We start from the raw sequence: 26,948 nt of genomic DNA, 5'->3' as shown, positions 1-26,948 counted from the left end.
AAAAAGGCATCTATAGACATGGTTATGCCCCATATACCCATGGACAAAAAATGGAATATTATAGACACTTATACATAATTATCCTTATGTTTCTTGTACAGAACGTGTATTATACCATCTGCAAGGCCCAGTTGAGGAACATGCATTGCGTTGATGTCACCCCATTCCATAACAGAGGCATATATCTTAGAGGCGGGCACGATCACATCAGCCCTGTCAGGACGCAGGCCCAGTTTGGTAATACGTTGTTCCAGCGTGAATCCTTTCAGATACCTGTTGAGATATTTAATATCACCACGCTTGATAAGAGTGCCATCCTTCCTGCCTGACATACGAAAGATCTTGTTGATATTTCCTCCGCTGCCAATGGCATGGTCAGGGTTATGTTCAGCAGTAACGTCCTTGACCCACTTCTTCATCTCATTCCAGTCCTTCTTTGTCACGATACCTTCAAGGATCCTGATCGTACCTATATTGAAGGACCTGTAAGCAAAAACTTCCTTGCCTTTGAAAAGGATCAGTTCAGTACTTCCTCCACCCACATCAATGTGGAGATATGTGGAATTACCATGTCCTATCACCTTCTCGATCCGGTTGGAATAGATGATCTTAGCCTCTTTCCTTCCACTTATAACATTAAGGTCAATGCCACTCTTCTCTTTGATCAGTGAAATTATCTCATCACTGTTATCAGCCTCTCTCATAGCTGAGGTCGCACATGCCATGTAATCGATAGGTTCATAAGCATCCATCAAATGCCTGAAAGCCATCATCGTACTGACAAGACGGGATATCTTGTCCTGAGAAATGTTGTTATGAACAAAAGCATCCTCTCCGAGACGGATCGGCATTCTTATGACTGAAACCTTTTCATAGATAGGTTCGATCCCTTCGGTATCAACTCTCGACAGAAGCAATCTGACTGCATTGGAACCAACATCTATCGCTGCAAATTTCATTGTATCTTATCCTTATTCTCAAGTTTTTCTTTAAGGAAGGTGTAAGTGTCTTCCTGTGCACGGCATGACCTGTCACCACCCTTCTTGTACTTGTTATCCTGTTGTTCATTGATGATCCTGGCCTTTGTGTTGTCCATGAACTGAAGGTCCATGTACATCCGCAGCTCTTCCTGAAGAGCCTTATCATATATGGGGGTGGCAACTTCCACACGCCTGTCAAGGTTCCTTACCATCCAGTCAGCAGATGAGATGTAGTACTTTTCCTCACCATCGTTACAGAAGATGAATATACGTGAGTGTTCAAGGTATTTGTCAACGATGCTGATGACCTCTATGTTCTCACTGAGACCTTTGACCCCCGGCACAAGAGAACATATACCTCTGACGACCATCTTTATACTGACACCTGCTTTACCAGCCTCATAGAGCTTATTGATCATCTTGCTGTCAACGAGACTGTTGACCTTCACATGTATATATGCAGGCTTTCCTGCCTTTGCATTCTCGATCTCATTGTCGATGCATTTCTCAAATGCCTTACGCATCTGAAGGGGAGCTACTATGAGATGCTTATAGTCATAGACCTTGTAGTTATGAGCGAAGAATTCAAAGACCTTCTCTACTTCATCAGTCAGCTCTTTGTTAGCGGTCATGAGCATATGGTCACAATAGAGCTTTGCAGTGGATTCGTTGAAGTTACCAGTACCAATACATGAGTAGTGAACCTTTTTGTCGCCTTCTGTCCTGGTGATATGGCAGAGTTTGGAGTGCACCTTAAGACCCGGCACACCATCGATGATCCTTGCTCCTGCTTCTTCAAGTTTCTGGGTCCAGTATATATTGGACCTCTCATCGAACCTTGCCTGAAGTTCAATGACTACAGTGACATCCTTACCGTTCTTTATAGCATTGATAAGCGCATTGATGACATTTGAGTTCTTAGCAACTCTGTAAAGAGTGACCTTTATACTGGATACAGCCGGGTCGATAGCTGCCTCTCTCAACAGATCTATGAATGAATCGAAGGACTGATATGGGTAATGGAGCAGAATGTCACGTTCCCTTATGGCATTGAAGATGCTTTTGTGGGTGACAAGGTCCTTATGAGCTAAAGGATGCTTCTTTTCATAATAGAAAGAATCAGGACCCACATGTGGGAAGCCCATGAAATCCTTAGCATTGTGATATTTACCACCCGGTACAAGGTTCTCGAACTTCTGTATACCAAGCCTGTTCAAAGCAAAGTCAAGAAGATAATAAGGCATCTCCCTGTCATACACGAAACGCACGGGCTGACCCTTCTTCCTTTCCTCAAGACTATCTGATACCTTCTCGAAGAAACTCTTGGTGACATCATCATCGATATCAAGCTCAGCATCCCTTGTCAGTTTTATCGTATATGCACCTATGGAATCATAATCAAAGGTAGAGAATATATCATCAAGACCAAAACGGATCACATCATCCAGCATGATGACACATTTCCTGTCATCGGACCCCGGAAGCATGATAAAACGCGGAAGGACATCTGCAGGAACCTCGATAAGAGCGAACTTGGATGCCTGAGGATTCCATTTCTTCCGTACATCGATAAGCAGATAGATAACCTGGTTCTTAAGGTAGGGGAAATCAGGGATGTCCTTGAGCATGACCGGAATAAGACGTGGACGCACCTTTTCCTGGAAGTAGGTCTTCAGGAATGACTTCTGCTGCTCATCAAGATGTGTCTCATCAACAATGAATATGTTATGTTTTTCAAGCTCCTGTGTGATCTCTCTGAAAGTGCTGTCAAAATCATCACGTAACGACAGTACTTTGCTGTGCACATCTTTCATGACCTTTTTTGGTGAGGCACCGACCATTGCTTTGGACCTGACCCCGGCATCGATCATACGTTGCAGGGTACCAACCCTCACACTAAAGAACTCATCGAGGTTTGAAGAGAAGATACCAAGGAATTTCAGACGTTCAAGTAATGGTACCTGCGGATCCTTCGCTTCCTGAAGGACCCTCTCATTGAATGAGAGCCAGCTTATCTCCCTGTTAACGTATTCATCCACTTCACTTGATATAAAACTCATTTTACTCAACTTTAAGAACGATAGAAAACCGTCATATTTTGGAAAAACTACAGCCATTCTATTAGTTAACACTTCATACAGATTCATATATAGTCCTATATATCACAATATAGCATCGTATAGTTAATTCAGGTCCCTGAATAGATAGTATTCAGGAATTATAGATACCTGCTATTGCCTGTGATAGCCTTACACTGAGATCAGGCTCGATAACCCTCGCCCAGACTTCAGGGAATCCATCCACGAGGTTCTGGAGTTCCTGCTTCCTGTACTCGATATAGGCATCTACACCCGGGTAATCACGAAGTCCGTTGGAAGCAGCTATCTGCTTCTTATCTGCTGCACCCCATCTGCCATATTTCTCGAAATTCTCAAGAAGCTCAAGTGCAACCACCGTATCATGCATGTCCCCCAGATTATCCTGAAGGGCTTTCAGATCCTTTATCACATCCTTAGACTCATCACCAAGGACCTCTTTGAAGAACTCCAGTGTATAGCGCAATATCTTAACATCGATCCTCAATTGATGATATTTCTCAAGATATGGATCCATTGTCTCTTTTTCAAGAAGGTCGGCATATGATCTTACAGTTGCGAGCTGTGTATATATGAGTACAGGAAGAACGTCCACGACCCTGCATGGAACAGGCTCATCGTTCTTCTTTGAAGTCTTCATCTTCCAGAACTTCCTTTGAAGCAGGTAGCCGGCAAACTCTTCCTTGAACTTATTGTACTTCACATCGTCCAGATAGATAAGCATATTACCACGCTGTTTTGCCCTCTCGATAAGGATCGAATCAGTTAGCGGGTCCATTCCCTCCCTTGCCTCGGGTGGCTTGTCCTCAAGATAATGATCGATAACCTCAAGGAAGACGTCCAGGTCACGTACTGAACCAAGCACCTTTCTTGTCCTCTTGATATTCCTGTAATGAGGATACATCTTCTTCATGTCAAGATAGTCCTCAAGGACCTCGATGATAGAACGCATACGCATTGCTGCAACCCTCATATCATGAAGTTCCTCGATGTCCTTCCCTACCCTGGTACCTCTTTCATGCTCGATCATCACTCCGAAATGGAACATCAGTATCTTACGTGCAGCCTCACGCATCGTGTCTGCTGCCTTGATGTCGGTCCTTTTCATGGACCGAAATTCAGAGAATGGTACCAGGATAGTGCTCACCGGAGAATCTTCCTTCACCTCTGAGGAAGGAACTGGTGCAGTAGCAGGAACATTTACCTCATTTGATGACATTCTACCTCTTCTTTGTGATAGCCTTAGGGTCGGTTATCAGAGCTTGAGATGTTTCAGTGCCTTCATCTTTCCACGAAGGACCTTCTGTTGCAACCTTATCTGCCGGAGCTGACTTTTCACCAGTCTCTTCTTAGCTTTCTTGCTCTTGTACTTTGAAAGTGAATCCTTTACATCATCAAGATCGGCACTTATCTGATACTTTACAATATCCCTGTCCCTGAGTATAGCTTTTACCGGACATATCTTAATGCACTTTCCACAGTTGATACATTTATCTTCAACGATAAGTGCTTTCCCTTTTACCATATCGATGGCATCTACCGGACACTTCCTGACACACTTCTTGCAGGATACACATTTCGTTTTAATTACCAATGGCACGATCGTTCCCCCATCATCAGTTACATATATAAATTTATATAGTGTATAGATTTTATATAACAACTGCGACTGCTTATTATATGAATGGTTGCTGACCTTAGAACTACCTGTTCAAGGAGATATTACTATTATACCTGAAATACAATGGGGTATTGACCCTTTGCACTTCATACTTCTGGAAAAGATATTGCTTTCTCTGATGATAGGCATACTTGTAGGACTTGAGAGAGAACACTGGCGTGCTGATAAGAAGATATTCGCTGGTGTGAGGACCTTTTCTATAACATGTATGACAGGAACCATTGCCACCATACTTACAGAACATACAGGCATGTGGATGCTTATTCTTACCACTCTGCTTGTGGCATTTGCCTCAGCAGCTATCATATATTCACTCAACGTCCTCAAAGGCAAATCAGGACTGACGACTGCCATCGCACTCTTCTGTACATATCTGTTAGGTATCATCGTTGCCTATGAGCTATACCTGATAGCCATAGTCTCAGCACTGATACTGACCTTCCTCCTAATAGAGAAGAAACCTCTACATTCATTCGCAGAACATCTATCTGAGGAAGATATCAACAGTGCCCTGAAGTTCCTGGCAGTTGCATTTGTGCTCTATCCCATCATGCCGGAAGAACCACTCTTTGGCATTCTCAGGCTAAAGTCAGCGATCCTCATTGTAGTTCTCGTCTCATTCATCAGCTTTGTGAGCTACCTATCCCTGAAAAGGATGGGACCGGAAGCAGGCATCCCATATTCGGGACTTTTTGGTGGGTTCATAAGCAGTGAAGCGACAGTAGCTGCACTTTCCGGATTGTCAAAGAAAAGACCGATACTCACGGATTCCATCCATGTAGGAGCCATGCTCTCTGTTGTGTCAATGATCATAAGTAATACCCTGATAGCACTCATAGCAGACCCCGGCGCAGATACTGCCCTGATGATGGCTCCACCATTCATTGTAATGGGATTTATTGCCATGGTTGTTGTTGCACTGAAATGGAAGAAGAACGTGACGACAGAAGAGAGTATTGAGATAGGTTCACCCTTCGCACTTGGTCCTGCATTCAAATTTGGGGCTGTGTTCACAATACTTCTGGTAGTAGCTAATTTTGCTAATGAATACGGGGGAGCTGGAGGAGCATATGTTACAGCCCTTGGAGGCATCGTCAGTAGTTCTGCCGTTACGGCATCAGTTGCTGCGCTGGCATTCTCGGGAAACCTCTCTACACAGACGGCTGCAGAAACGGCCATCCTTGCCGGACTCATCAGCACCCTCAGCAAAATATTCTATATAAGGATCACAGGCTCACCTGAACTTTCCAGGAGATCACTGTTGTCTTTCCTCGCAATTGTGATAGCCGGTTCAATTACACTGGTAGTATGGAGCTTTTACATACGCTCATACATTCTTCAATGATTTTATGCATCGACACATATACAAATTTTAGATAGATATTACTAGTGATGAAAAATGCTTGAAAATGTGGATCTCTCAAAGAAACTCAGCAAAAAAGATTACGATAATGTGATCGATGAACTACAGATACACATTGGAGAGCTGCAGAGAAAAGCATGGAAGATGGACATACCTGTCATCATAGTCTTTGAAGGATGGCATGCATCCGGTATGACAGAGATAATCAACCGGTTCCTTCTGGCACTCAACCCAATGGGATTCGACCTCTATACCACCGGTAAGCCCTGCCACCAGGAAGAACAAAAACCACTTCTATGGCGTTTCTGGATAAAGATACCAAAGAAAGGGAGTATCGCTATCTTTGACAGGAGCTGGTACCGCAGGGCAATAATAGAACACGACGGCAAAGGAAAAGCAGACAGTCGTATGCCAAAATGCCTTGACGGTATAACTTATTTCGAAAGACAGCTCACTGACGAAGGATACCTTCTTATCAAATTCTTCCTTCATGTCAGCAAAGAGGAACAGGAAAGAAGATACCAGGAACTGAAAAGGGATGGAGTTCCACTTTTTATTGTAGAGGAAGAAGAGCTGGAGTATCTCAATGAGTATGACAGACATCTTCCGATGATAGAAGGGATCCTTGAAAGGACTGACAGAGCACATGCACCCTGGACCATCATTGAAGCAGAGGACAGGAACTTCGCCACTGTAAAGGTGCTGGCAAAGACCATCGAATCGATAGAAAGTAAGATCGTCGAGGTTGAGAACACTGTAAAAGCAACTCAAGGTCACCATCCTGAGAACTGCATCATCCCCAACATAGATTCATCGATACTTGAAAAGGTTGACATGGACAAGAGCCTTACTTTCAAGGAATACAAAAAGCAAAAAAAGGCCTGCCAGAAAAAGATAGCGAAGCTGCAATATGAACTGTTCAGGAATCAGATACCACTTATCGTAGTGTTCGAAGGCTGGGATGCTTCCGGGAAGGGAGGTGGTATTAAACGGTTTGCACAGAAACTGAACCCACGCTTATACCGTGTGACACCTGTGGGAGTGCCTTCAGAATACGACCTGGCACATCATTACCTTTGGAGGTTCTACAACGAGATACCTGAAGCAGGCCATATTGGCATATATGACAGGAGCTGGTATGGCAGGGTGCTTGTGGAAAGGGTTGAGAAACTGTGCAATACCCATGAATGGAAGCGTGCTTACAGGGAGATCAACGAGTTCGAGGAAACCCTTACGAACTACGGTGCCATAATCATCAAGTTCTGGACCCATATCGACAAGGGAGAACAGCTTAACAGGTTCAAGCAACGTGAGAACACAGCCCATAAACAGTGGAAGATCACACCTGACGACTGGCGTAACCGCGAGAAATGGGACCTCTATCTCAATGCTGCAGACGAGATGCTACAGAAGACAAGCACTACCCGGGCACCCTGGACAATCGTAGAAGCCAATGACAAGTACTATGCGAGGATCAAGATACTTGAGACGATCATCGAACGCATAGAAAGCGAACTGGAGCAACGTGGGCTTCAGTAGTCTTCCCTGAAATAGATATCCTTTTCAAAAAGCAGTCGCCAGAGGTCTGCTTTGGTATCAGCCCTGTCGGCATCCACTCCGGCAGCTCTTCCATGTAACCTGACCACGATGTCCTCTTTATCAAGGTCGATTTCAACTATCCTGGTGTTCATCCTGCTGATATCCATACCGTCTGCCATCCGCAATATGGATGCCATTTTAAGGATGTCATCCTGCATCTTTAAAGGCAGGCTGGCAAACTTGTTCTTCTGAGCCAGTTTCAACAATTTGTTCCTGTCGATCCTTTTCTTATGAAGGAATGTTGTCCATGGGAGGAACAGACAGAGAGGACATGGAAGTTCCTCCGGGCATGAGCTCAGGAGGATGTCCCTTCCCACCTTATGATGGGTCTTCGCATCTGTCATGACACCGATATCATGCACCAGTGCTGCAAATCTCATTGTCTGACGAAGTCCGTCATCCAGACCATGGATCGGCTTCAAGGCATCAAAAAGGATGAGAGAATTCTCAGTAACCTTGCGTGCATGGTCCTGTTCTACATTATACTCATCGAACATCTCTCTCAAAGGAAGGAAAGTGATATCCTTTGTTTCGGGGATTTCACCACAGTCATATCTTTCTGCATCCCTGCGGATATTTTCCATATAGAGTTCAAAACCATTGTCGAACTTGGAACTGCTTCCCACAGTAAGGCCGATCTCATCCCTGAAGAATTCAGCTATTCTGTGAAGGACCTCCTCTTTGCCTTCACCCATAAGCTCAACTTCAAGTTCAAGATAGCTCTTCTCATTATCGTCACAGGCGATGGTCACATCATCGAAGCTCAACTCAGCGATCTGCCCGGTGGGACCCATTACTTTGAGATCGGTCCTTTTGTGTTCCACTGTAAAAAGTGGATACAGTTCACCTGAACCTATCATCTCCAGCACCCTTTTCCTGAGTACACAGTTGTCCCACTGCCTGACAGGAAGCTTCTCTGGCATACTGAACTCCACCTCTTCCCTCATGTGGATAAGGGAACCGGAACTTTTCAGGGACTTGATAGTGTAGACGACCTTACCCGGCTTCTCCCTGCAACGGAACGAAAAACCGGAACCATATATGGCCATGTCCACAGTATCAAGATAGGTATCCCTGAATTCTTTGACAACTGCATCCTGAACATCGAACCCCTCTATCTGGTCGATGTTCATAAGGCTGTCAAAAAGGTCACGTTCCGATACAATGAACTTGGCTTCAATTTCCATAAAGAGAGATACTTTGTTCTGAGTTAAAAATCTTCTATTCAGGAACTGCCTTTATCGCTGAATACAAAAGAACCATCGCCATTATTTGAAAAGCCCATCTTCTCCCAGAACCCTACTGCAGTCGGACGTACCCTGTCCGCAACGATGGTAGAGTACCGCCCTTTGAAGAGATCAATGGTCTTTCTGCCATAGCTCCTGCCTTCGAATTCAGGAAAGATGGTTATTGAATAGATGAAAAGAATATCGTTCTCTACCTTACCCCTTACCTTTCCAACCCTTACATCGTGCCGGTCGATGTTCAGCCACCTGTACTCCGAACCCTGTACAGGAGGAAGAAGATTGAATGATAGTTCGTCCGGCATCTGAAACACCTGTTATGTTATGTTATATTATGTTAACTTTGGCTCTGTAGAAATCCTCTATATTAATACAAACCACAGATGAACACAGATAAACGCAGATTCAAATTATCGATATCTGTGTAACCTGCTGAACTATTGTTCAGCAGGCACTCAACTCCGCAGGAGGTGAGTGTATCTGTGTTTATCTGCGGTTATTAGTGTAGCTCATCAACAATTAGGATTTCTACAGAGCCTTAACTTTGCATGGTCCTTGTAATCTCATGCAACCTTGCGATAGAGTTGTGCATTCGCTACAACCGGTTCAAAATAACCTTCCAGTTCCGGCGGGAGCTTCTGCGTCTGTTCAGTAGCAAGGTATCCACCATCAAGAGCATCATGGAACATCTTAAGGACATCTACCCTTTCCTGTTCCTTGAAGTGAAGAAGGACATTCTTACAAAGGACGAGATTAAGCCCTGTCCTTACAGGTTTCAGGTCAAGGAGGTTCTGTCTTGTGAACTCGACGCACTTCCTTATCTCCTCAGCAATGACATAGTGGTCAGGTTCATCTGCCGGTGAGAAATACTTCTCGAATATGGGTTTTGGTATCCTCTGGACCATTTCCCTTGGATACACTCCCTTTTTGATGATATCGCCAAAAAGGTCACTGTTATCTATATCAGTTGCATGGATACGTACATTCCTGAAGGTCATACCCATGTTCTCCCTGAGAACCATTGCCAGTGTGTAAGGTTCAGGACCCATGGCACAACCAGCATCCCATATATGTATATACCTGCGACTTCTAAGCTCCGGTATCACATAGTCCCTTATCATCTCAAGTGTTTGCAGATCTCTGAAAAAGTAAGTGAAAGCTATATTATCCTCTCCTGTGACCGGGTCGGTCGGCCAAACATATATTGTTTTAATTATATTTAAATAAATCTATAAAGATTATAGGATGCACAGAACTTGGGATTCAAATAGAATAGAACTAAAATTAAAAAAGAAAGAGAGAAAGAAAAGAGGAAGAAAATATCGGTCACCTGAATATCAGGCGAGTTTTGCGATATCTTCAACTTCCTTTTTGTCAAGGATCCTGGCAAGGTCAAGGAAGATCAAAAGGCGATTATCCATTTTGCCTACGCCTGTGATGTACTCCTTGCTGACACTGGACATAACAAGTTCAGGTGCCGGATCAACACTTGAAGCAGGTATCCTTAATACCTCATTGACAGAATCAACGATCATACCCACCACATTGTCACCGATCTCAACGACAATGATACGTGAATGTTCATCAACTTCCTTTGAGGAAAGGTTGAATCTCTTATCGAGGTTGATCACAACAATGATCCTGCCACGCAAATTGATGACACCTTCTACAAAATCAGGAGATTGGGGGATCTGAGTGATCTCAGGCATCCTTATGATCTCCTGTACCTTCATGATCTCTACGCCGAATTCCTCGTCTCCAAGCTGGAAGACGACCATCTGCAGTAATTCATCCGAAGGACCTGTTCCTGATTCCGAAACGTCGTTCATATCATATCATCTCATCAGACAAGAGCATGTTCCATCTTTTCAAAATCTTTTGCTTCAATTTCATCGGTGCCGCCAGATGATGCGTTAGAATCCAGGATGAATTTGTCAACAACCAGCTTCATATCACCTGCAAGGCTGGAAAGGTCCTCAGCGGATCTTGAAAGTTCCTGCATTGTAGCACTCTGTTCCTGTACTGCTGCGGAGGCTTGTTCAGTTCCTGCTGCAGATTCCTCGGAAATGGCACTGACCTCTTCAATGGAGGATGTAACTTCTTCAATTGAAGCAGACTGTTCCTGTGCAGCAGCTGCAATGTCCTGAACCATATTTGCTATAGTGTTTCCTGATTCTACTACGCTCTCAATGATAGAAACAGCTTCCTGAAGTGCAGTTGCTCCTGCCTCTACCTCTTCTGAACCCTGCTGCATGGAGGTAACCGCATTATGTGTTCCTTCCTGGATCTCACCAATGAGACCGGATATCTCCTTAGCTGCATTACCTGAGTCCTCAGCAAGTTTTCTTACTTCATCCGCAACCACTGCAAATCCACGACCATGCTCACCTGCACGTGCTGCCTCAATTGCTGCATTGAGTGCAAGCAGGTTGGTCTGGTCTGCAATATTAGTGATCAGATTGACTATCTCACCGATCTGCTTGGATTTACCATCAAGTTCCATAATGACATTTGATGATGCACCGGTAGCTTCTTTGATCGAATCCATCTTCAGAAGAAGATCATTAGCATTTGCACCGAGACTGTTGATCAGTTCATTGGACTCCTTTGCATTCTCCGCTGCCTTCTGTGAATTTGTGGCAACTTCCTGCACGGTCATGGTCATATCGACCATTGCACGTGAGACCTCTTCGGACTTTGCTGCCTGACTCTGTGCACCTCTTGATATCTCAGATACAGTGTCTGCAACCTGATATGATGAGGATGTCATCTCCTCAACAGAAGCCGACATCTCTTCAGCCGTTGACGCGACATTCCTTGAGCTGTCATGGACCATTGATACGACATTGTTCAATGATCTTCTGGTATCCTCGATACCATCTGTAAGCACCTTGAAGTCACCTACACCGTGAACAGAAACTGCCTGACTGAGATCATTGTTGGATATAGCTTCCAGTACAGTGGATGAATCAGCTATGATCTCCTGCAGGTTTGCACCGAAATCATCGAGGGTACCGGAGAATACCTTGAAGTCACCCTTTGTTTCAAAGCCGAACCTTGCATTGAGGTCACCTTCAGAATACTTATTGACAATTCTCATTGCCTCATTAAGTGGATTAACAAGTGCATCTATGGCTACATTGACAGTATTGATCGCATCATTGAAACTTCCTTGATAGATAGAACCATCTGCCCTGTAGTCAAGGTTTCCAGCTTCTGCTGCATTACCGAGCTTTATGAACTCATCAACGATACCTTCGATGTTGCTCATCATTGAGATATAACATGGAATCAGCTCGTCGTTCTCTGAACGCTTTCCGACCTTCTTAAGTCCCTCAAGGTCGCTCAGGTCACCAACTGCGATCTTCTTGTTGACACTCATAACAGTAAGAAGTCTCTGACGGATACCGTTGGTAGCAGATGCAACCTCTGCATAGATTCCCTGGTAATCCCCTTCCACTGATCTCGTGTGGTCGTTCTCGGACATTAGCTGCAGGATCTCATTGGACTCTACAAGACCACCAAGACCATCGATACAGTGATTGATATTGTTCTTGAGATGGTTGAAGTCTCCATTGTATTCATCGGTGATCTTCTCAGGAACCTCTCCACGAGAGATCATCTCTACATAATCTGCTGCTACATTGAGTGGATCGATAAGAGCATCAAAGGCATCATTTACAGTACTGACAGCCTCCTGGAAAAGACCGGCAAATTGTGAAGAATCAACCCTGTATGACAGATCGCCTGCTTCTGCGGCATGACCCAGTCCTATGAACTCGTCAGACATGCCCTTGACAGTTTCCATAAGTCTGATAGTGTAAGGAAGAAGTTTGTCATTCTCAGAGCGCTTGCCTGCCTGCTTATATCTTTCAAGGTCATTGAAGTCACCCTTGGCCATGAACTCGAAGGTACGCTGGATGTTAAGAAGCCTGTTACGTACTTCATTTGTAGCATGAGCCACCTCAGCATAGATTCCCTCGAAATCCCCGTCAACGCTTACAGTAAAGTCATTAACTGCCATCTTTTGCAGTACATTGTTGGCCTCGACCATACCACCAAGACCATCGATACATGCATTGATGTTGTTCTTGATAGTATTGAAGTCACCCTTATATTCATCAGTGATCTTTTCAGGGATCATACCTTTTGATATCTGGTCAACATGTTCAGCAGCTACATTAAGTGGATCGACAACAGCATCGAATGCGTCATTTACAGCACTGACAGCTTCCTGGAAAAGACCGGAGAACTTTGAAGGGTCGACCCTGTGTTCAAGGTTACCGTCTTCTGTAGCATGACCAAGTTCAATGAACTCATCGGACATGCCCTTGACAGTTTCCATAAGTCCGATAGTGTATGGCAAGAGCTTATCATTCTCAGAGCGCTTACCTGCCTGTTTATATCTTTCAAGGTCACTGAAGTCACCCCTGGCCATGAACTCGAAAGTACGCTGGATGTTAAGAAGCCTGTTACGTACTTCATTCACAGCAGTGGCGGTTTCATTGAAAACCCCGTTATATTCACCTTCAACAGCAGTCTCAAAGTCATTCACTGCCAGTTTGAGAAGTACATCATTGCTCTCATTGAGAGGTTTTGCAATGGAGTCAAGAGTGTTATTAAGGTTCTCTATGATCGTCCTGAACTCGCCACCATGGCGTGTTGCGTCGGCACGTTCATCAACCCTGCCTTCAGCACCTGCCATTGCAAGGCTCTCTGAATCCTCGATGAGTGCGTTGATCGCATCTACACAGATGTTCAGGTTATTCTTGAAATCGTCATATTCGCCCTTGAATTCCTTTGTGATCTTTGGAGGGATATCTCCCTTAGAAAGACGGTCAACGTATTTGGATGCTGCATTGAATGGTCTGACAATGGAGTCAAGCATCTCATTTATCCCCTGGACAAGTTCTTTGAACTCACCACTGAACAGTTCAGGATCAGCGCGAACATCGAGCTTACCTTCGATAGTAGAAGCTACAAGCTGGTTGATCTGCTCTGAAAGTCTACTCTGCTCATCGACCTGTTCCTTCCATCCGGCAGCCTTATCCAGAAAAGCATTCATTGATTCTGCCATCTTTCTTTCAGTTCCGGAAGCCTGTGAGTTCATCCTTGTATCAGAACTACCGCTGGCAATGGCATCCAAGACAGCGGTCACATCATTGCATAGCCTGTCAGTCTTAAGAGAAGCTTGTTCTACAGACCTTTTCTGCTCATCGACCTCATTCTTCCATCCGGTGGCCTTATCCAGAAAAGCATTCAATGCATCTGCCATCTCTTTTTCTATCCCGCTGGCTTGCATATCCAGCCTTGTGCCAGAATTGCCGTTCTCAATAGAATCCAGAACTTCAATTATTCCCTGATACAATTTATTATTTTTATTGTTTTTGCCTAACATGTTTTCACCCTATAACATCAAAACGGAAATCTGCATATATGTACAACATTTGAACTTTTGCGCTAAAAAATTACACCCGATACACTATTCAGTATAATTATAATTAGGCAGATTTAATGTTATACCCAATTATATAAAAATATATCCTTAAAAAATAACTCGCTCTTGTTATCAAAATTTTTTAAAGACTAATAAAAGTAATATCAAGTGAGATGATTATGCGCAGATTACTGGCAAGGTCATTCAGTTATAGAAAATATCAAACCCTGCCAGAAAATCCCCAATCATCCATCAGATGAATGCAGAATTTGTATCATCCATCCTTGCAGAAAGACGTACATCGCCATCTGAGTCTGCTTTTGTGTTACCCGACTGATTTCCCGAATTTGATTCGATCTTGAACTTATCAACAAGCGATTTCATCTCTTTTGCGATATTCGCCAGATCATCGGCAGAGTTTGCAAGCTCGTGTAACGAAGATGTCTGTTCCTGAACTGCCGCAGATGTCTCTTCTGTACCTGCAGCGGTCTCTTCGGATATTGCTGCCACTTCTTCCACAGAAGAAGATATCTCTTCCATGGCAGCGGATTGTTCTTCTGAAGCTGCTGCAACATCGACAACCATCTTAGTGACACTATCAACTGAAACGATAATATCTTGTATCTCACTGACAGCCTTGTTCAGGGACTCAGCACCCAGAGATACTTCCTCAGTACCCATTTCCATAGCTGTTACAGCCTCACCTGTACCGGACTGGATCTCCTGGATCAGACCTGCGATCTGCTTGGCAGCATTACCTGAATCCTCGGCAAGTTTTCGGACCTCATCTGCAACAACAGCAAATCCACGACCATGCTCACCTGCCCTTGCAGCCTCGATAGCGGCATTCAATGCAAGCAGGTTCGTCTGGTCAGCGATATTGGTGATAAGGTTGACGATCTCATCGATCCTTCTGGATTTATCTTCAAGGTTATTGATAACATCCGCCGACCTGGAAACCGCCTGGCTTATTCCATTCATCTTGTTGAGCAGGTCACTCGTCAGGTCACCAAGATCAGCCATTTTCTTGTTAGACTCACTGGAATATTTTGCAGCATTCTGTGAGTTTGCTGCTACATTCTGTATACTCTGGGTCATATGCTGCATGGTACGTGACACTTCTTCGGTCTTCATAGACTGATCCTGAGAACCTCTTGATATCTCATCCACAGTACCGGCGACCTCTGATGCAGACATTGTTAAATGCGCACTGGAAGCAGACATATCTTTAGCGGTGTCAACGACCATATCTGCTACATCCTTCACATGGCACACTATATCATTAAGGGATAACCTGGCACTTTCAATACCATCAGTAAGTTCTCTGAACTCACCGACACCCTGCACGGATACTGAACGTGTTAGATTGTCATTTGCCATCTCCCCGAGAACCTCACTGCCATCCCTGATAAGGGCCTGCAGATCATCTCCGAAAGAATTCAACTTATTTGCAACATTAATGAAGTCGCCGTGCATCTCCGAGGTTATCCTGGAATTAAGGTCACCTTCCGAATAGGCGTCTATTACAGTACAGGCCATTTCAAATGGATCGACAATTGCATCCAGTGTCCTGTTCACACCATCGACTATCCTATAGAAATCGCCACCGTGCTTTGAAGCATCAGCCCTCACTGATAACTGTCCATTGACACCTGCCTCTGCAAGCATCTGTGAGTCATCCACCAGGGCATTGATAGCATCTATACATACATTGATGTTGTTCTTGATCTCGTTGAAATCACCATAGTAAGTATCAGTGATATGAGCAGGAATATCTCCCTTTGATATCCTGTCAATGTACTCAGCAGCTACATTCAGGGGAGATATGACAGAATCGAAGGCTGCATTCACATCCATGATAGCTTCTTTGTACTTTCCTTCGAATCCTGAAGGATCGGCTCTCTGATCGAGCTTACCCTCCTCTACCGCTGCACCAAGCAAAACGAACTGGTCCACAAGACCCTGGATACTTCCCATCATCTTGATATACGCAGGCAGGAACTCATCGTTCTCGCTCCTTTTCCCAATGCCCCTGTAAACATCGAGCATCTGGAGATCACCTGCAGCGATCTGTTTGGTAGTATTGAAAATGCGGACTATGTGATCAAAAGCATCATTGGTCCCATCTGCGAGTTCTCCGAATATTCCCTGGTATTCACCCTCTACTTTTACAGTGAGATCATTGATTGCCGTGTTATGAAGCACATTGTTACATTCAACAAGCGCACCCAGACCGTCAATACACTGATTGAGGTTGTTCTTGATCTCATTGAAGTCACCTCTGTATTCATCCGTGATCTTCTCAGGTATCTCACCCTTGGAGATGCGGTCAACATATTCTGCGGCAACATTCAGAGGACCAATGAAAGCATCAAGTGTTGCATTGACAGCTGCGACTACATCCCGTGGATTACCTTCGAACTTGCTTACATCGGCACGAGCATCAAGTTTACCGTTAACGGCTGCGTCAGAGAGCTGAAGTACCTCTTTGGTCACATTGACCTCTGATGTCATGTCCATTACATATTCAAGACCGCCAATTATCTCACCCTGGCTGTTCCTCAAAGGTGTTGCAGTATAACGGATAGGCAACTCTCCGGAAGGAAGATGGGCAACAGTGTCAGCAGAGTAGACAGTGCCATTGCTCATAGCCCTGGCAACCCTACATTCATCCGTGTTACAATGTGGGGTATTGAACAGATCGTAACATTTCATACCCTGACACTCGGCAGTGGACTTCCCAACCGCATTCGCACCGGCAGGATTGATGAAAGATACATTGAACTCTTTATCCACAGCCACAACCGGGGCAGGGATCCTGTTAAGAAGCTCGACCTTCGACCCGGATTCCTCAAGGGCATTCTTGACCTCGGTCTGGTCCATGAAGATCTCAAGGGAACCTATGATCTTGCCTTCCCTGTCCTTCAACGGAACACCACTACATTTAATAGATACATCCTGTCCGAGATCTGCAACTGCTTCCCCGTGTTCAACATTCTGTGTGATCATTGACCTTGTACACACACAACCATCGGTCTTACAGACATTTGTCTTGTAATGGTCATAACATTTGGTCCCCACCATGAAATTAGGTGAGAGTTTTGCAGCCTCTGCTGCCTTGCTGTTAACATAATTGACATTGTATTCCCTGTCAATTACCATGAAAGGAACAGGAATATTATCAATATGCCCTACAAGTGTAGCAACCACATCGTTCATTCCTTCAACAAGATTGGCATATTCACCGCTGAACTTAGAAGGATCGGCCCTTGTAGTGAGCTTGCCTTCAATCGCAGCATCAGTAAGGAACTCAGCCTCCTCCAGTAATGAGTTAATGGAATCGATACAGAGGTTTAGATTGTTCTTGATCTCATTGAAGTCACCACTGTATGAATCTGTGATCTTTTGTGGGATATCACCCTTGGAGATACGGTCGATATATTCCGCAGCAACATTCAACGGACCTATGAAAGCATCAAGGCAACCGTTCACTCCTTCAACTACCTTACGGAAATCACCATTGTGCCTGCCGGGATCTGCACGCGTGTCAAGGCGTCCCTCAACACCTGCCTGTGCGAGCATCACGGCATCATCGACCAGTGTATTGATGGCATCGATACACATGTTCAGATTGTTCTTGATCTCATTGAAATCACCTTTATAATCATCCGTGATCTTCTCAGGAATATCACCTTTGGAGATACGATCGATATATTCGGCAGAAATGTTCAAGGGACCCATCACAGCATCCAGAAGCTGGTTTATACCACTGAGGACCCTGTTACAGTGACCGGTGTACCCGGACACATCCCCGCGGATGTCAAGTTTACCCTCGACCACCGCATCTATAAGTTTCAACACCTCATTTGCAAGTTGCTGGTTCTGAGCTTCCTCATCTGCTTTCTGAACGAGTATCGCATCTTTCTGAGCTACTTCTTCCTTTAGTGACATGTAATCATCAAGTAAGCTGTTCAAACTGTCAGCTACTTTTCCATCTAAAGTACCATCCTTTGCTGATAGCCTGACATCCAGGTCACCATTTCCTATAGCATCGATGACATTGATAATTTCTGATCTTAGCTTGGCGTTTGTTCCTAGCACATTTTCACCCTCTTGAATAAAATACAAAGCTAACTGATCTCATGCCAATATTGAGATATTGTTGAGCAGATCTCCTTATTGAATGGCGGCTTTGCATTGCAAAAGGATATTATAATGTTTAAATATATAAATTTATCTACAATATAAAAATAATAATCGTTTCGCCCAGATCTGTGAGGTGATGCCAATACTAGTATTGAAACTTACAGGAAATACTGCATACCACTAGCATCACAGTCCGTCAAGTATATATGTGCATCAAACACACAGTTGTATAAATGCAACAGTATCGCGAAGAGACAGGCAAGATAAAAGAACTCCTAAAAGCCAATCCCAGAGGACTTAGTGTTACTGACATATCCAAAAATATCGGAATTAACAGGAATACTGTAGCAAAATACCTTGAGATCCTCAGGATAAGCGGACACGTTGAGATGGATTCCATTGGGACAGCAAAGGTATATTTCCTTTCTCAGAGGATACCTGTTTCCACATTACTTGATTTTTCTTCAGACTATATTATAGTACTGGATAACAAATGCAGAGTGGTGCAGACGAATGATAAGTTCGCTGACATTGCCGGCATCCCAAAAAAAGAGATCATTGGCGCATCCATCGATGAGATCCTTCCCCCAATGATATCTAACAGGACACTACTGGAAAAGATAAATCTTGCCATGAAGGGAGATGAACTGGTAGAGATGCTTGACATCATAATTAACAATGAACTCTGCTTCCTGAAAACAAAGATAATTCCTTCTACCTTTGAGGATGGAGATTCTGGTGTGACACTTATAATGGAGAATATCACCGAAGACATCAATCACCGTAATTCCCTGAAAGAAGAACAAGAGAAGCTCGAAAAACTCGTTTCTGAAAGAACATATGAACTTGAAAGATCTAATGAGATGCTCAAAAATGAGATCATTGAACGAAAAATAGCTGAAGAGAAACTTCAGGAAGAGTATTCAAAGACACAGAACTACCTGAATGTTGCTGGTGTACTTATTATAGTAATTGACAATAATGCACGGATAACCCTGATCAACAAAAAAGGACTTGAAATTCTTGAATGCAAAAAAGAAGATGTGATCGGAAAGAACTTCATTGACACCTTCATTATCGAACCGGAAAGAGAAGAGGCATATGAAATATGCAGGAAACTGATGAAAGGTAGTGAAGAGATCTACTGTGAACATAATATAGTTACACCTTCGGGAAAGGTAAAACTGACAAAATGGACAAATGTATCCCTGAAGGATAAAAATGAGAGCATCATAGGTGCGATCGGGTCTGCTCAGGACATCACTGAGCAGAGGACAATTGAAGAGAAACTAAGGGAAAGTGAGAAGAAATACCGACTTCTTGCAGAGAATACCCTTGATAGTATATGGGAGATGGATGAGAACCTTGTGTTCACCTATGCAAACCATGCTACCATAGATATAATAGACTTTGGACCGGAAGGAATAGTTGGAACGCGGTTACAGGACCATTTCCCCGAACCAGAAGTGAACAGGATGATTAAAATAATGACCGGGCACATGAAAAGTAGTTCTGGCAACGAATTCAAAAGAATGGAAACGGTCATGTATGACAGGGAAAGGAATCTGGTACCTATAGAGATATATGCCAGGATGGTTGTGGACGAGACCGGAACATTCCGGGGACTACAGGGAACAACAAGACGATCTGCTGATAAGACAAATGATTGAACATGTCATATCCAACTTCAATTATCCGTTTATGAGATAATACCTTTGAATTATATTTTGCCGCTTAATTGCTTTTTTTGATCAGGCTACTGTTTACGTAGAGTGCATATATAAGTGATCACCAGAAACTACATAAAAGAACATGATATATAGAGTACAATTCTATCTGACACGGAGTTAGATGATTCTCTATTATAATAATCACTCATAATTCTATAGATTCCCGGAGGATTTCCATGAAAGTAAAAATAACTGAAACTATTCTTCGAGATGCGCATCAATCCCTCATTGCCACAAGGATGCGCACACGCAACATGCTCCCAATTGTTGACAAGCTTGATGAAGTTGGATACTATTCTTTAGAGATGTGGGGCGGCGCAACATTTGACAGTTCCATCAGATACCTCAACGAGGATCCATGGGAAAGGCTGAGAGAGCTCAAGAAACACATGAAGGAAACCCCTGCACAGATGCTTCTCAGGGGACAGAACCTGGTAGGATACAGGCACTATTCCGATGATGTGGTCGAGAAGTTCGTGAAGAAGGCCCATGAGAACGGTATCGATATCTTCAGGGTTTTCGATGCTGTGAACGATGTACGTAACATGGAAAAGGCCATCACCGTTGCTAAGAAGGAAGGAGCACATGTACAGGGTACCATTGCATATACCATCAGCCCTGTTCACACCATCGACAAATATGTCGAGCTCGCAACAAGTCTTGCTGAACTTGAATGTGATTCACTCTGTATCAAGGATATGGCAGGCCTCATTTCCCCTCAACAGGCATATGATCTTGTAAAGGCACTCAAGGCAGAGGTCAATCTTCCTGTGGACCTGCATGCACACTGTACTTCAGGTATGGCACCAATGAGCTACACAGCAGCATGCAGAGCAGGTGTTGACATACTCGACACTGCACTCTCTCCATTCGCATGGGGAACATCACAGCCACCAACAGAATCGATCGTAGCTGCACTTGCAGAGACAAAGCGTGCTACAGGACTTGACCTTGAACTGATATCTGAGATCTCACAGTACTTCAAGGACATAAAGGAACAGTACCGCTGTATACTTGACCCGATCTCAGAGCAGATCGATACCAATGTATTACTTTACCAGATCCCGGGAGGCATGCTCTCAAACCTTGTATCACAACTCAAGGAACAGGATGCACTGGACAAGTTCGATGACGTGCTCAGGGAAATGCCACAGGTACGTAAAGAACTTGGATATCCGCCACTTGTCACACCTACCAGCCAGATAGTAGGTACCCAGGCAGTCCTCAATGTGCTGATGGGTGAGAGATACAAGGTTATCCCAAAGGAAGTCAAGGACTACGTACGCGGACTTTACGGCAGACCACCACAGAAGATCAGTGCCGAGATAATCGCAAAGATAATCGGAGACGAAGAACCTATCACATGCAGACCTGCAGACCTCATCCAGCCGGAATACGAGAAGGCAAAGAAGGAAGCAGAGGAAATGGGCCTTGTGAAGAAGGAAGAGGACATCCTTACATATGCACTCTATCCTGCAGTAGCACCTGCATTCCTCAAGGGAGAACTGGAGGAAGAGAAACTTACACCTATCATGGAGAACAAGAACCCATGTGCTGCAGCAGACATATCAGGCATACCAACTGACTATGAAGTTGAGATCGACGGAGAGGTCTTCGCTGTAAAGGTCAATCCTGTAGGCGGTTCAGTACAGGTGGTATCAGCCGATGGGAAACAAACTGCAGAGTCAGTTCCCGGAGCTGTTACAAGTCACATGCAGGGAATGGTACTCTCGATCAAGGCTAAGATCGGTGATACCATAGAGGAAGGAGACACCGTCTGTGTTATCGAAGCCATGAAGATGGAGAATGCGATCCATGCACCTCATGGCGGAACCGTTAAGGCCATACTTGTCGCAGAAGGCGATGCGGTAAAGTCCGGCGATGTAATGATGAGTATAGAGTAGGTGATCCTGCATGTTCAAGAAAGTACTTGTAGCCAACAGGGGTGAGATAGCCATACGCGCAATGCGTGCATGCCGTGAACTTGGCGTCCAGACTGTGGCAGTGTACTCAGAGGCAGATAAGAATGCCCTTTTTGCAAAATATGCAGATGAAGCATACCACATCGGTCCTGCCCCTTCAAGCCAGAGTTACCTGAATATCGACAGGATAATAGAAGTAGCACTTGAATCAGGTGCAGAAGGTATCCATCCAGGATACGGATTCCTGTCAGAGAACAGCAAATTTGCCCGCAGATGTGAAGAAGAAGGCATCACATTCATAGGTCCTTCAAGCAATGCCATCGACCAGATGGGAAGCAAGATCGCTGCAAGGAACACAATGATAGAGGCAGGCGTTCCGGTCGTTCCGGGAATAAATGAAGCAATATCCGACCCTGATGAAGCAGCAGACATTGCCGATGAGATCGGCTATCCAGTCATAATCAAAGCTTCTGCCGGCGGCGGCGGAATAGGAATGAAGATCGTTCATTCCAGAGCTGATTTCAAGACCTCACTGAGTTCGATCCAGTCTGTGGCAGAATCTGCTTTTGGTGATCCTACCGTATTCATAGAGAGATACGTTGAAGAACCAAGACACATCGAGTTCCAGATACTTGCTGATAAGTACGGTGATGCGGTCTATGTCATGGAAAGGGAATGTTCCATACAGCGCAGACACCAGAAGCTCATAGAAGAGGCACCATCCCCGGTCATGACACCTGAACTTCGTAAGAAGATGGGCGAGACCGCTGTCAAGGCTGCAAAGGCAATAGGATATGAGAATGCTGGAACCGTCGAGTTCCTTTACTCAAAAGGAGATTTCTATTTCCTTGAAGTGAACACCAGGCTTCAGGTAGAGCACACCATCAGTGAGATGATCACAGGTATCGACCTGGCAAAACAGCAGCTTCACATCGCATGTGGAGAAAGGTTGCCATTCAAGCAGGAAGATATCAGTATCAGAGGATGGGCAATTGAATGCCGTATCAATGCTGAGGACCCACTCAATGACTTTGCACCATCACCTGGCAAGATCAGAAGGTACCGCTCTGCCGGAGGACCTGGGATCAGGGTTGACAGTGGAGTTCACATGGGATACACGATATCACCATATTACGACTCCATGATCTCAAAGCTCTGTGCATGGGGAAGTGACAGGGACGAGGCTATCGACAGGATGCAGCGTGCACTTTACGAGTATGTTGTCACAGGTGTCACAACCAATATCCCATTCCATAAGGCAGTCCTCAGACACCCTGCATTCAGGGAAGGAAAGCTCACAACACACTTCATCGATGACTACAACATCATTGAAGAGGTTAAGAAGGTCGTAGAGGAGGATTCAGAAAAGGGAGCTACACTGGCAAGCGTACTTGATAACAAGGATCGCAAGATAGCTGCTGCCACTGCTGCGGTCACATCCTTCGTGAATGCAGCCAAAAAAGAGACAGAGTAATAACCTTTGGCAACAATATATTACATAGGTATGTACGAGACCTTTGTGGGGTGAAATGCCTGTGAATGACAACAAGAAAGAGATCATAAGGTTACTCAGGGAGTCTGAAGGAAAACCTGTATCCGGGCAGGAAATAGGAGAGAAGCTGGGAATAACAAGGGCGATGGTCTGGAAATACATCCGAACCCTTAGAAAAGAAGGATATGATATCCGTTCCTCTCCTAAAACAGGATACATACTTGATGCTGCCCCAGACAGGATCGATCCCGAAGAGTTGAAAACGATCCTAAGCACCGATCTCATCGGAAAGGTGATCAGCTACTATTCCATACTGGATTCTACCAACAACGCTGCCAGAGATATCGCCCTAAAATCTGCAGAAGGCACTGTTGTGATCGCTGAGAAACAAAGTAAAGGTCGTGGACGCATGGGAAAAGAATGGCAATCATCTCCCGGAGGAGTGTGGCTGTCAGTTATTCTAAAACCATCCATAGCACTTGAAAATGTTTCGAAGATAACACTTATTGCCGGCATTGCCGTAACAAATGTCTTGCGCGATATTGGTGTCGATGCACATATCAAATGGCCCAATGACGTACTCGTCAAAGGAAAGAAGATATGCGGGATACTCACAGAAGTAAGTGCAGAAGTAGATAAAGTGGACTATGTCATACCTGGTATTGGCATCAATGCAAATGTCAGTCTCTCCGACCTCAGCGATGAGATCAGAAAGGATTCCACCAGCATATCCCGGGAGATGGGAAAGAACATTGACAGGACAGCTTTTGTTGCATCATTGCTCTACGAACTGGAACAGCAATACATAAAGTTCAAAACCAAACAATTCACCGATATTGTGGAAGAATGGATCAGCCTCTCAGACACTATCGGAAAAGAGGTGAAGATCACAACACCTAACCGGATCATCGAGGGCAAAGCTGTAGGTATCACTGAAAAGGGAGCACTGGTGATCCTTGACAGGAATAACAAACGACAGGAGATATTTGCAGGCAACTGTCGTTACAGCAACTGAGTGGTGAAGTGATCAACGAATGCCAGAACCAGAGGGTATATGCAAGATCATAATTGCATCCCTAATTCTATTTTCAATTATAACTCCTGCACTTGCCGAACCTTCGATAATTGGAACTTACAATGAGCACCTTGTCGTAAGAGAGGAAAAGACAGTACTTATCAACGGAACGGGGATATTTCTTACAACAGGGGATTCATGGGACCTTTACCAGGGATATATCCTGAGCATCAAAAGTGTGAACCTTGAGAATAAACAGGCATGGTTGGAGCTCTTGTTAAATGATGAGTTACTAAAGGAAGGATTCCTCTCAGAAGGAGACACTTTCGTATATTCTAAAGGGGAAGATGAGATCATTAACATCACCCTTGATACCATATACATTAGTCCTGAAGGAGAGCTTGTCACATTCAAACCAGCCTACCAGTATCAGGACAGGGACCTTCCTGAGCCTGTCATCGAGGAAGAGGAAGAGAGCAACATTCAGGAAAACAGCAGCACATCAACAGAAAACGATACCATCAGACAGAGCAGCGGTTTTACAATACTGCATACATTTGCCGGCATGTCTATATTATTACTGTACAGACGTGTCTTTGCAAAATAAGAAAAAAGAAGGGATAAAGAGAGATCAGAACTTCAGATCCCCTTTCTCCATCAGGACCTTAAGGTCCTCAAGACTCAGACGGCCGCTCTTCTCCAGTTTCTCCTTGGCAACGACAAGATGCTCTTCCTGCTTCTTGTCATCCTTCTTAACCTGGATATCGTTAAGCTTCTCAAGATATACACCAAGCTCATCCCTGAGCAGAGCGATCTTCTTCTTGAGAGGATCTATCTTTTCCCTGATAGGTGCGGTTACAGCGTACTTCTCGGATATCTGGGCGTGTGCGGCATCTGCTGCTTTTCTCAGTTCATCCGCCTGATTATAGAGATCGATCATTTCAAGATGATGTTTCTGGGACTCCTCTGCGAGTTTGCGAATATCGTCACCAACATCTTCCCTTGAATCAAAAACCTCTTTTGAGGCCTCATAGGTCTCCATCAACTGCTTATGGATAGAATTTGCATCGAAAGCAGCACCAAGACGGGTTTTCAGTTCCAGCAACCTGCCGAAAAGGTCGATCTCATGTTTCAGGGGAATATCAGCATTCAAGAACATATCAAGGTCTGCAGCATAAGCTTTGGAGAGTGTCTCAACGCTGCCCTTTGACATCTTGTTCAGATCATCCCTCTTTGACTTGAGGTCGCTGATATCATCTGAGAACTTACGGGTCTTCTCATTGACAGCATTCCTTGTGGACTTCAAAGAAGCGATCTTTGAATTGATAGAATCCCTTTTGGACTTTGCATCCCTTGCCCTGGCAACAATTTCCTTTACCTGGGCATTGAAGGAATTCCTTTTCTCCTTAAGCTCATCGGAATTGCTACGGTGGAGCTTCAGTTCACGGAACAGACCCTTAAGCTCACGCTCATGGTGACCTATCTCGGTCCTCAGGTCATTCACCTTGTTCTTAAGGTCCTTCTCGGTCATGGAAGAAACGTCAATATCGGTCATGCTTTAACCTCTTCCGCATCCTCGACCAGTGGCTGGCCTTCCCAGTACTTCAATGCATCCTGGTGGCTCTGTATCCTGTTCTCCAGCCATTTGTGCCTTGGAGCTATCTCTCCCATTTCCTTATCGAGTGATGCAAGGGTATTATTGTAGTTCTCCTCTGAACTATCAATTGAACTCAATTCTATTTTTGAGGCTAAAGCCTCATTAACCCTTTCCTTCACAGCATCAAGGTCGCTAACTGTGCCTGCTTCCTTTGAAGCAAGGGAATCCAGGGCCTGCTGGATAGATATGACCTGCTGCTTTTCCTCATCAACGGTAAGTGAACCCTTTACCTTCAGGATCCTCTCCTTTACAAGGGATATCTGCCTGGACAGTTCCAGGTTACTGGAAAACTTGCCTTCGAGATCATCAAGCAGTTTCTCTGCCTGATGATAGAACAACTGTCTTTTCTCAGTCAGTATCTCTTCCTTTTCCAGGATATCCTCTCTATTCCTCTTAGAAGAATCCATGCTATCCTGAAGTTCCTTCATCTTGTTTCCAAGTTCACCGAACTCACTGTTGTATTCGTCCAGAAGTTTTTTATGCTTCTTCACGACACCTTCAATAAGCTCTTTCCTTCCAAAGGTATCCGGAGCTGTTGTCTCTGCTCCTGTAACCGCTGTTTCCTCATTCATGACTAAACCTCGTA

At 44.5% G+C, this 26,948-nt stretch carries 19 protein-coding genes; 7 read left to right on the top strand and 12 right to left on the bottom strand.

Features of this window, described 5'->3' with window-relative positions; all coding sequences use genetic code 11:
* Positions 1 to 68: 68 nt before the first annotated feature.
* From V7O63_RS06760 to V7O63_RS06745, 4 genes are all read right to left on the bottom strand, one after another.
* On the bottom strand, positions 69 to 959 hold the full coding sequence (locus V7O63_RS06760; RefSeq protein WP_340820741.1) for an exopolyphosphatase: 891 nt from the start codon (positions 957 to 959) through the stop codon (positions 69 to 71).
* Positions 956 to 3,040: a polyphosphate kinase 1 gene (ppk1, locus tag V7O63_RS06755; RefSeq protein WP_340820740.1), complete on the bottom strand. Its 2,085-nt coding sequence runs from the start codon at positions 3,038 to 3,040 to the stop codon at positions 956 to 958. The genes V7O63_RS06760 and ppk1 overlap by 4 nt, the downstream gene beginning before the upstream one ends.
* Positions 3,041 to 3,191: 151 nt before the next feature.
* A complete protein-coding gene (locus V7O63_RS06750; protein ID WP_340820738.1) occupies positions 3,192 to 4,295 on the bottom strand; it encodes a CHAD domain-containing protein in 1,104 nt (367 codons plus the stop codon).
* 36 nt (positions 4,296 to 4,331) lie between these two features.
* Positions 4,332 to 4,676: a 4Fe-4S binding protein gene (locus V7O63_RS06745; RefSeq protein ID WP_340820737.1), complete on the bottom strand. Its 345-nt coding sequence runs from the start codon at positions 4,674 to 4,676 to the stop codon at positions 4,332 to 4,334.
* A gap of 160 nt (positions 4,677 to 4,836) precedes the next feature.
* Here V7O63_RS06745 and V7O63_RS06740 point away from each other — a divergent pair, with 160 nt between their 5' ends.
* Both V7O63_RS06740 and pap read left to right on the top strand, forming a co-directional pair.
* Entirely contained in the window at positions 4,837 to 6,102 is a 1,266-nt protein-coding gene (locus tag V7O63_RS06740) for an MgtC/SapB family protein (protein ID WP_340820736.1), read from the top strand.
* A 54-nt stretch (positions 6,103 to 6,156) separates the two neighbouring features.
* On the top strand, positions 6,157 to 7,659 hold the full coding sequence (gene pap / locus V7O63_RS06735) for a polyphosphate:AMP phosphotransferase (RefSeq protein ID WP_340820735.1): 1,503 nt from the start codon (positions 6,157 to 6,159) through the stop codon (positions 7,657 to 7,659).
* Here pap and V7O63_RS06730 read toward each other — a convergent pair.
* From V7O63_RS06730 to V7O63_RS06705, 6 genes are all read right to left on the bottom strand, one after another.
* The gene (locus V7O63_RS06730) at positions 7,653 to 8,906 is read right to left on the bottom strand and encodes a CYTH domain-containing protein (protein ID WP_340820734.1); all 1,254 of its coding nucleotides are present in this window, start codon (positions 8,904 to 8,906) and stop codon (positions 7,653 to 7,655) included. The two genes, pap and V7O63_RS06730, sit on opposite strands and share 7 nt — an antisense overlap.
* A 38-nt stretch (positions 8,907 to 8,944) precedes the next feature.
* Positions 8,945 to 9,268, bottom strand: coding sequence for a hypothetical protein (locus V7O63_RS06725; RefSeq protein ID WP_340820733.1), 324 nt, complete (start codon positions 9,266 to 9,268; stop codon positions 8,945 to 8,947).
* Positions 9,269 to 9,526: 258 nt separating this feature from the next.
* Positions 9,527 to 10,126, bottom strand: a complete 600-nt coding sequence (locus V7O63_RS06720; protein WP_340820814.1) for a CheR family methyltransferase — start codon at positions 10,124 to 10,126, stop codon at positions 9,527 to 9,529.
* 174 nt (positions 10,127 to 10,300) lie between these two features.
* Entirely contained in the window at positions 10,301 to 10,792 is a 492-nt protein-coding gene (locus tag V7O63_RS06715) for a chemotaxis protein CheW (RefSeq protein ID WP_340820732.1), read from the bottom strand.
* A 14-nt stretch (positions 10,793 to 10,806) separates the two neighbouring features.
* Entirely contained in the window at positions 10,807 to 14,361 is a 3,555-nt protein-coding gene (locus V7O63_RS06710) for a methyl-accepting chemotaxis protein (protein WP_340820731.1), read from the bottom strand.
* Between the two features lie 291 nt (positions 14,362 to 14,652).
* On the bottom strand, positions 14,653 to 18,501 hold the full coding sequence (locus tag V7O63_RS06705; RefSeq protein ID WP_340820730.1) for a methyl-accepting chemotaxis protein: 3,849 nt from the start codon (positions 18,499 to 18,501) through the stop codon (positions 14,653 to 14,655).
* A 278-nt stretch (positions 18,502 to 18,779) separates the two neighbouring features.
* Here V7O63_RS06705 and V7O63_RS06700 point away from each other — a divergent pair, with 278 nt between their 5' ends.
* The 5 genes from V7O63_RS06700 (at position 18,780) to V7O63_RS06680 (ending at position 25,312) form a co-directional block, all read left to right on the top strand.
* A complete protein-coding gene (locus V7O63_RS06700; protein ID WP_340820729.1) occupies positions 18,780 to 20,216 on the top strand; it encodes a PAS domain S-box protein in 1,437 nt (478 codons plus the stop codon).
* 236 nt (positions 20,217 to 20,452) lie between these two features.
* The gene (gene oadA, locus V7O63_RS06695; RefSeq protein ID WP_340820728.1) at positions 20,453 to 22,180 is read left to right on the top strand and encodes a sodium-extruding oxaloacetate decarboxylase subunit alpha; all 1,728 of its coding nucleotides are present in this window, start codon (positions 20,453 to 20,455) and stop codon (positions 22,178 to 22,180) included.
* A 10-nt stretch (positions 22,181 to 22,190) separates the two neighbouring features.
* Positions 22,191 to 23,672 carry an acetyl-CoA carboxylase biotin carboxylase subunit gene (locus V7O63_RS06690; RefSeq protein ID WP_340820727.1) on the top strand — a complete coding sequence of 494 codons (1,482 nt, stop codon included), beginning with the start codon at positions 22,191 to 22,193 and terminating at the stop codon, positions 23,670 to 23,672.
* 55 nt (positions 23,673 to 23,727) lie between these two features.
* On the top strand, positions 23,728 to 24,705 hold the full coding sequence (locus V7O63_RS06685; protein ID WP_340820726.1) for a biotin--[acetyl-CoA-carboxylase] ligase: 978 nt from the start codon (positions 23,728 to 23,730) through the stop codon (positions 24,703 to 24,705).
* Positions 24,706 to 24,724: 19 nt separating this feature from the next.
* A complete protein-coding gene (locus V7O63_RS06680; protein WP_340820725.1) occupies positions 24,725 to 25,312 on the top strand; it encodes an S-layer protein domain-containing protein in 588 nt (195 codons plus the stop codon).
* A gap of 24 nt (positions 25,313 to 25,336) precedes the next feature.
* On the opposite strand, the gene V7O63_RS06675 is transcribed toward V7O63_RS06680, so the two are convergent.
* A complete protein-coding gene (locus V7O63_RS06675) occupies positions 25,337 to 26,260 on the bottom strand; it encodes a phosphoserine phosphatase (protein WP_340820724.1) in 924 nt (307 codons plus the stop codon).
* The gene (locus V7O63_RS06670) at positions 26,257 to 26,934 is read right to left on the bottom strand and encodes a hypothetical protein (protein ID WP_340820723.1); all 678 of its coding nucleotides are present in this window, start codon (positions 26,932 to 26,934) and stop codon (positions 26,257 to 26,259) included. The genes V7O63_RS06675 and V7O63_RS06670 overlap by 4 nt, the downstream gene beginning before the upstream one ends.
* Between the last annotated feature and the right edge of the window lie 14 nt (positions 26,935 to 26,948).

Origin of the sequence: Methanolobus sp. WCC4, assembly GCF_038022665.1 — an archaeon.
GTDB lineage: Archaea > Halobacteriota > Methanosarcinia > Methanosarcinales > Methanosarcinaceae > Methanolobus.
This window is presented reverse-complemented; position numbering and strand designations above follow the sequence as displayed.

Excerpts from the sequence above, each read along its gene's own strand:
- V7O63_RS06760 (WP_340820741.1), bottom strand. The coding sequence starts at position 959 with ATGAAATTTGCAGCGATAGATGTTGGTTCCAATGCAGTCAGATTGCTT.
- ppk1 (WP_340820740.1), bottom strand. The coding sequence starts at position 3,040 with ATGAGTTTTATATCAAGTGAAGTGGATGAATACGTTAACAGGGAGATA.
- V7O63_RS06750 (WP_340820738.1), bottom strand. The coding sequence starts at position 4,295 with ATGTCATCAAATGAGGTAAATGTTCCTGCTACTGCACCAGTTCCTTCC.
- pap (WP_340820735.1), top strand. The coding sequence starts at position 6,157 with ATGCTTGAAAATGTGGATCTCTCAAAGAAACTCAGCAAAAAAGATTAC.
- V7O63_RS06730 (WP_340820734.1), bottom strand. The coding sequence starts at position 8,906 with ATGGAAATTGAAGCCAAGTTCATTGTATCGGAACGTGACCTTTTTGAC.
- V7O63_RS06725 (WP_340820733.1), bottom strand. The coding sequence starts at position 9,268 with ATGCCGGACGAACTATCATTCAATCTTCTTCCTCCTGTACAGGGTTCG.
- V7O63_RS06715 (WP_340820732.1), bottom strand. The coding sequence starts at position 10,792 with ATGAACGACGTTTCGGAATCAGGAACAGGTCCTTCGGATGAATTACTG.
- V7O63_RS06710 (WP_340820731.1), bottom strand. The coding sequence starts at position 14,361 with ATGTTAGGCAAAAACAATAAAAATAATAAATTGTATCAGGGAATAATT.
- V7O63_RS06700 (WP_340820729.1), top strand. The coding sequence starts at position 18,780 with ATGCAACAGTATCGCGAAGAGACAGGCAAGATAAAAGAACTCCTAAAA.
- oadA (WP_340820728.1), top strand. The coding sequence starts at position 20,453 with ATGAAAGTAAAAATAACTGAAACTATTCTTCGAGATGCGCATCAATCC.
- V7O63_RS06690 (WP_340820727.1), top strand. The coding sequence starts at position 22,191 with ATGTTCAAGAAAGTACTTGTAGCCAACAGGGGTGAGATAGCCATACGC.
- V7O63_RS06685 (WP_340820726.1), top strand. The coding sequence starts at position 23,728 with ATGCCTGTGAATGACAACAAGAAAGAGATCATAAGGTTACTCAGGGAG.
- V7O63_RS06680 (WP_340820725.1), top strand. The coding sequence starts at position 24,725 with ATGCCAGAACCAGAGGGTATATGCAAGATCATAATTGCATCCCTAATT.
- V7O63_RS06675 (WP_340820724.1), bottom strand. The coding sequence starts at position 26,260 with ATGACCGATATTGACGTTTCTTCCATGACCGAGAAGGACCTTAAGAAC.
- V7O63_RS06670 (WP_340820723.1), bottom strand. The coding sequence starts at position 26,934 with ATGAATGAGGAAACAGCGGTTACAGGAGCAGAGACAACAGCTCCGGAT.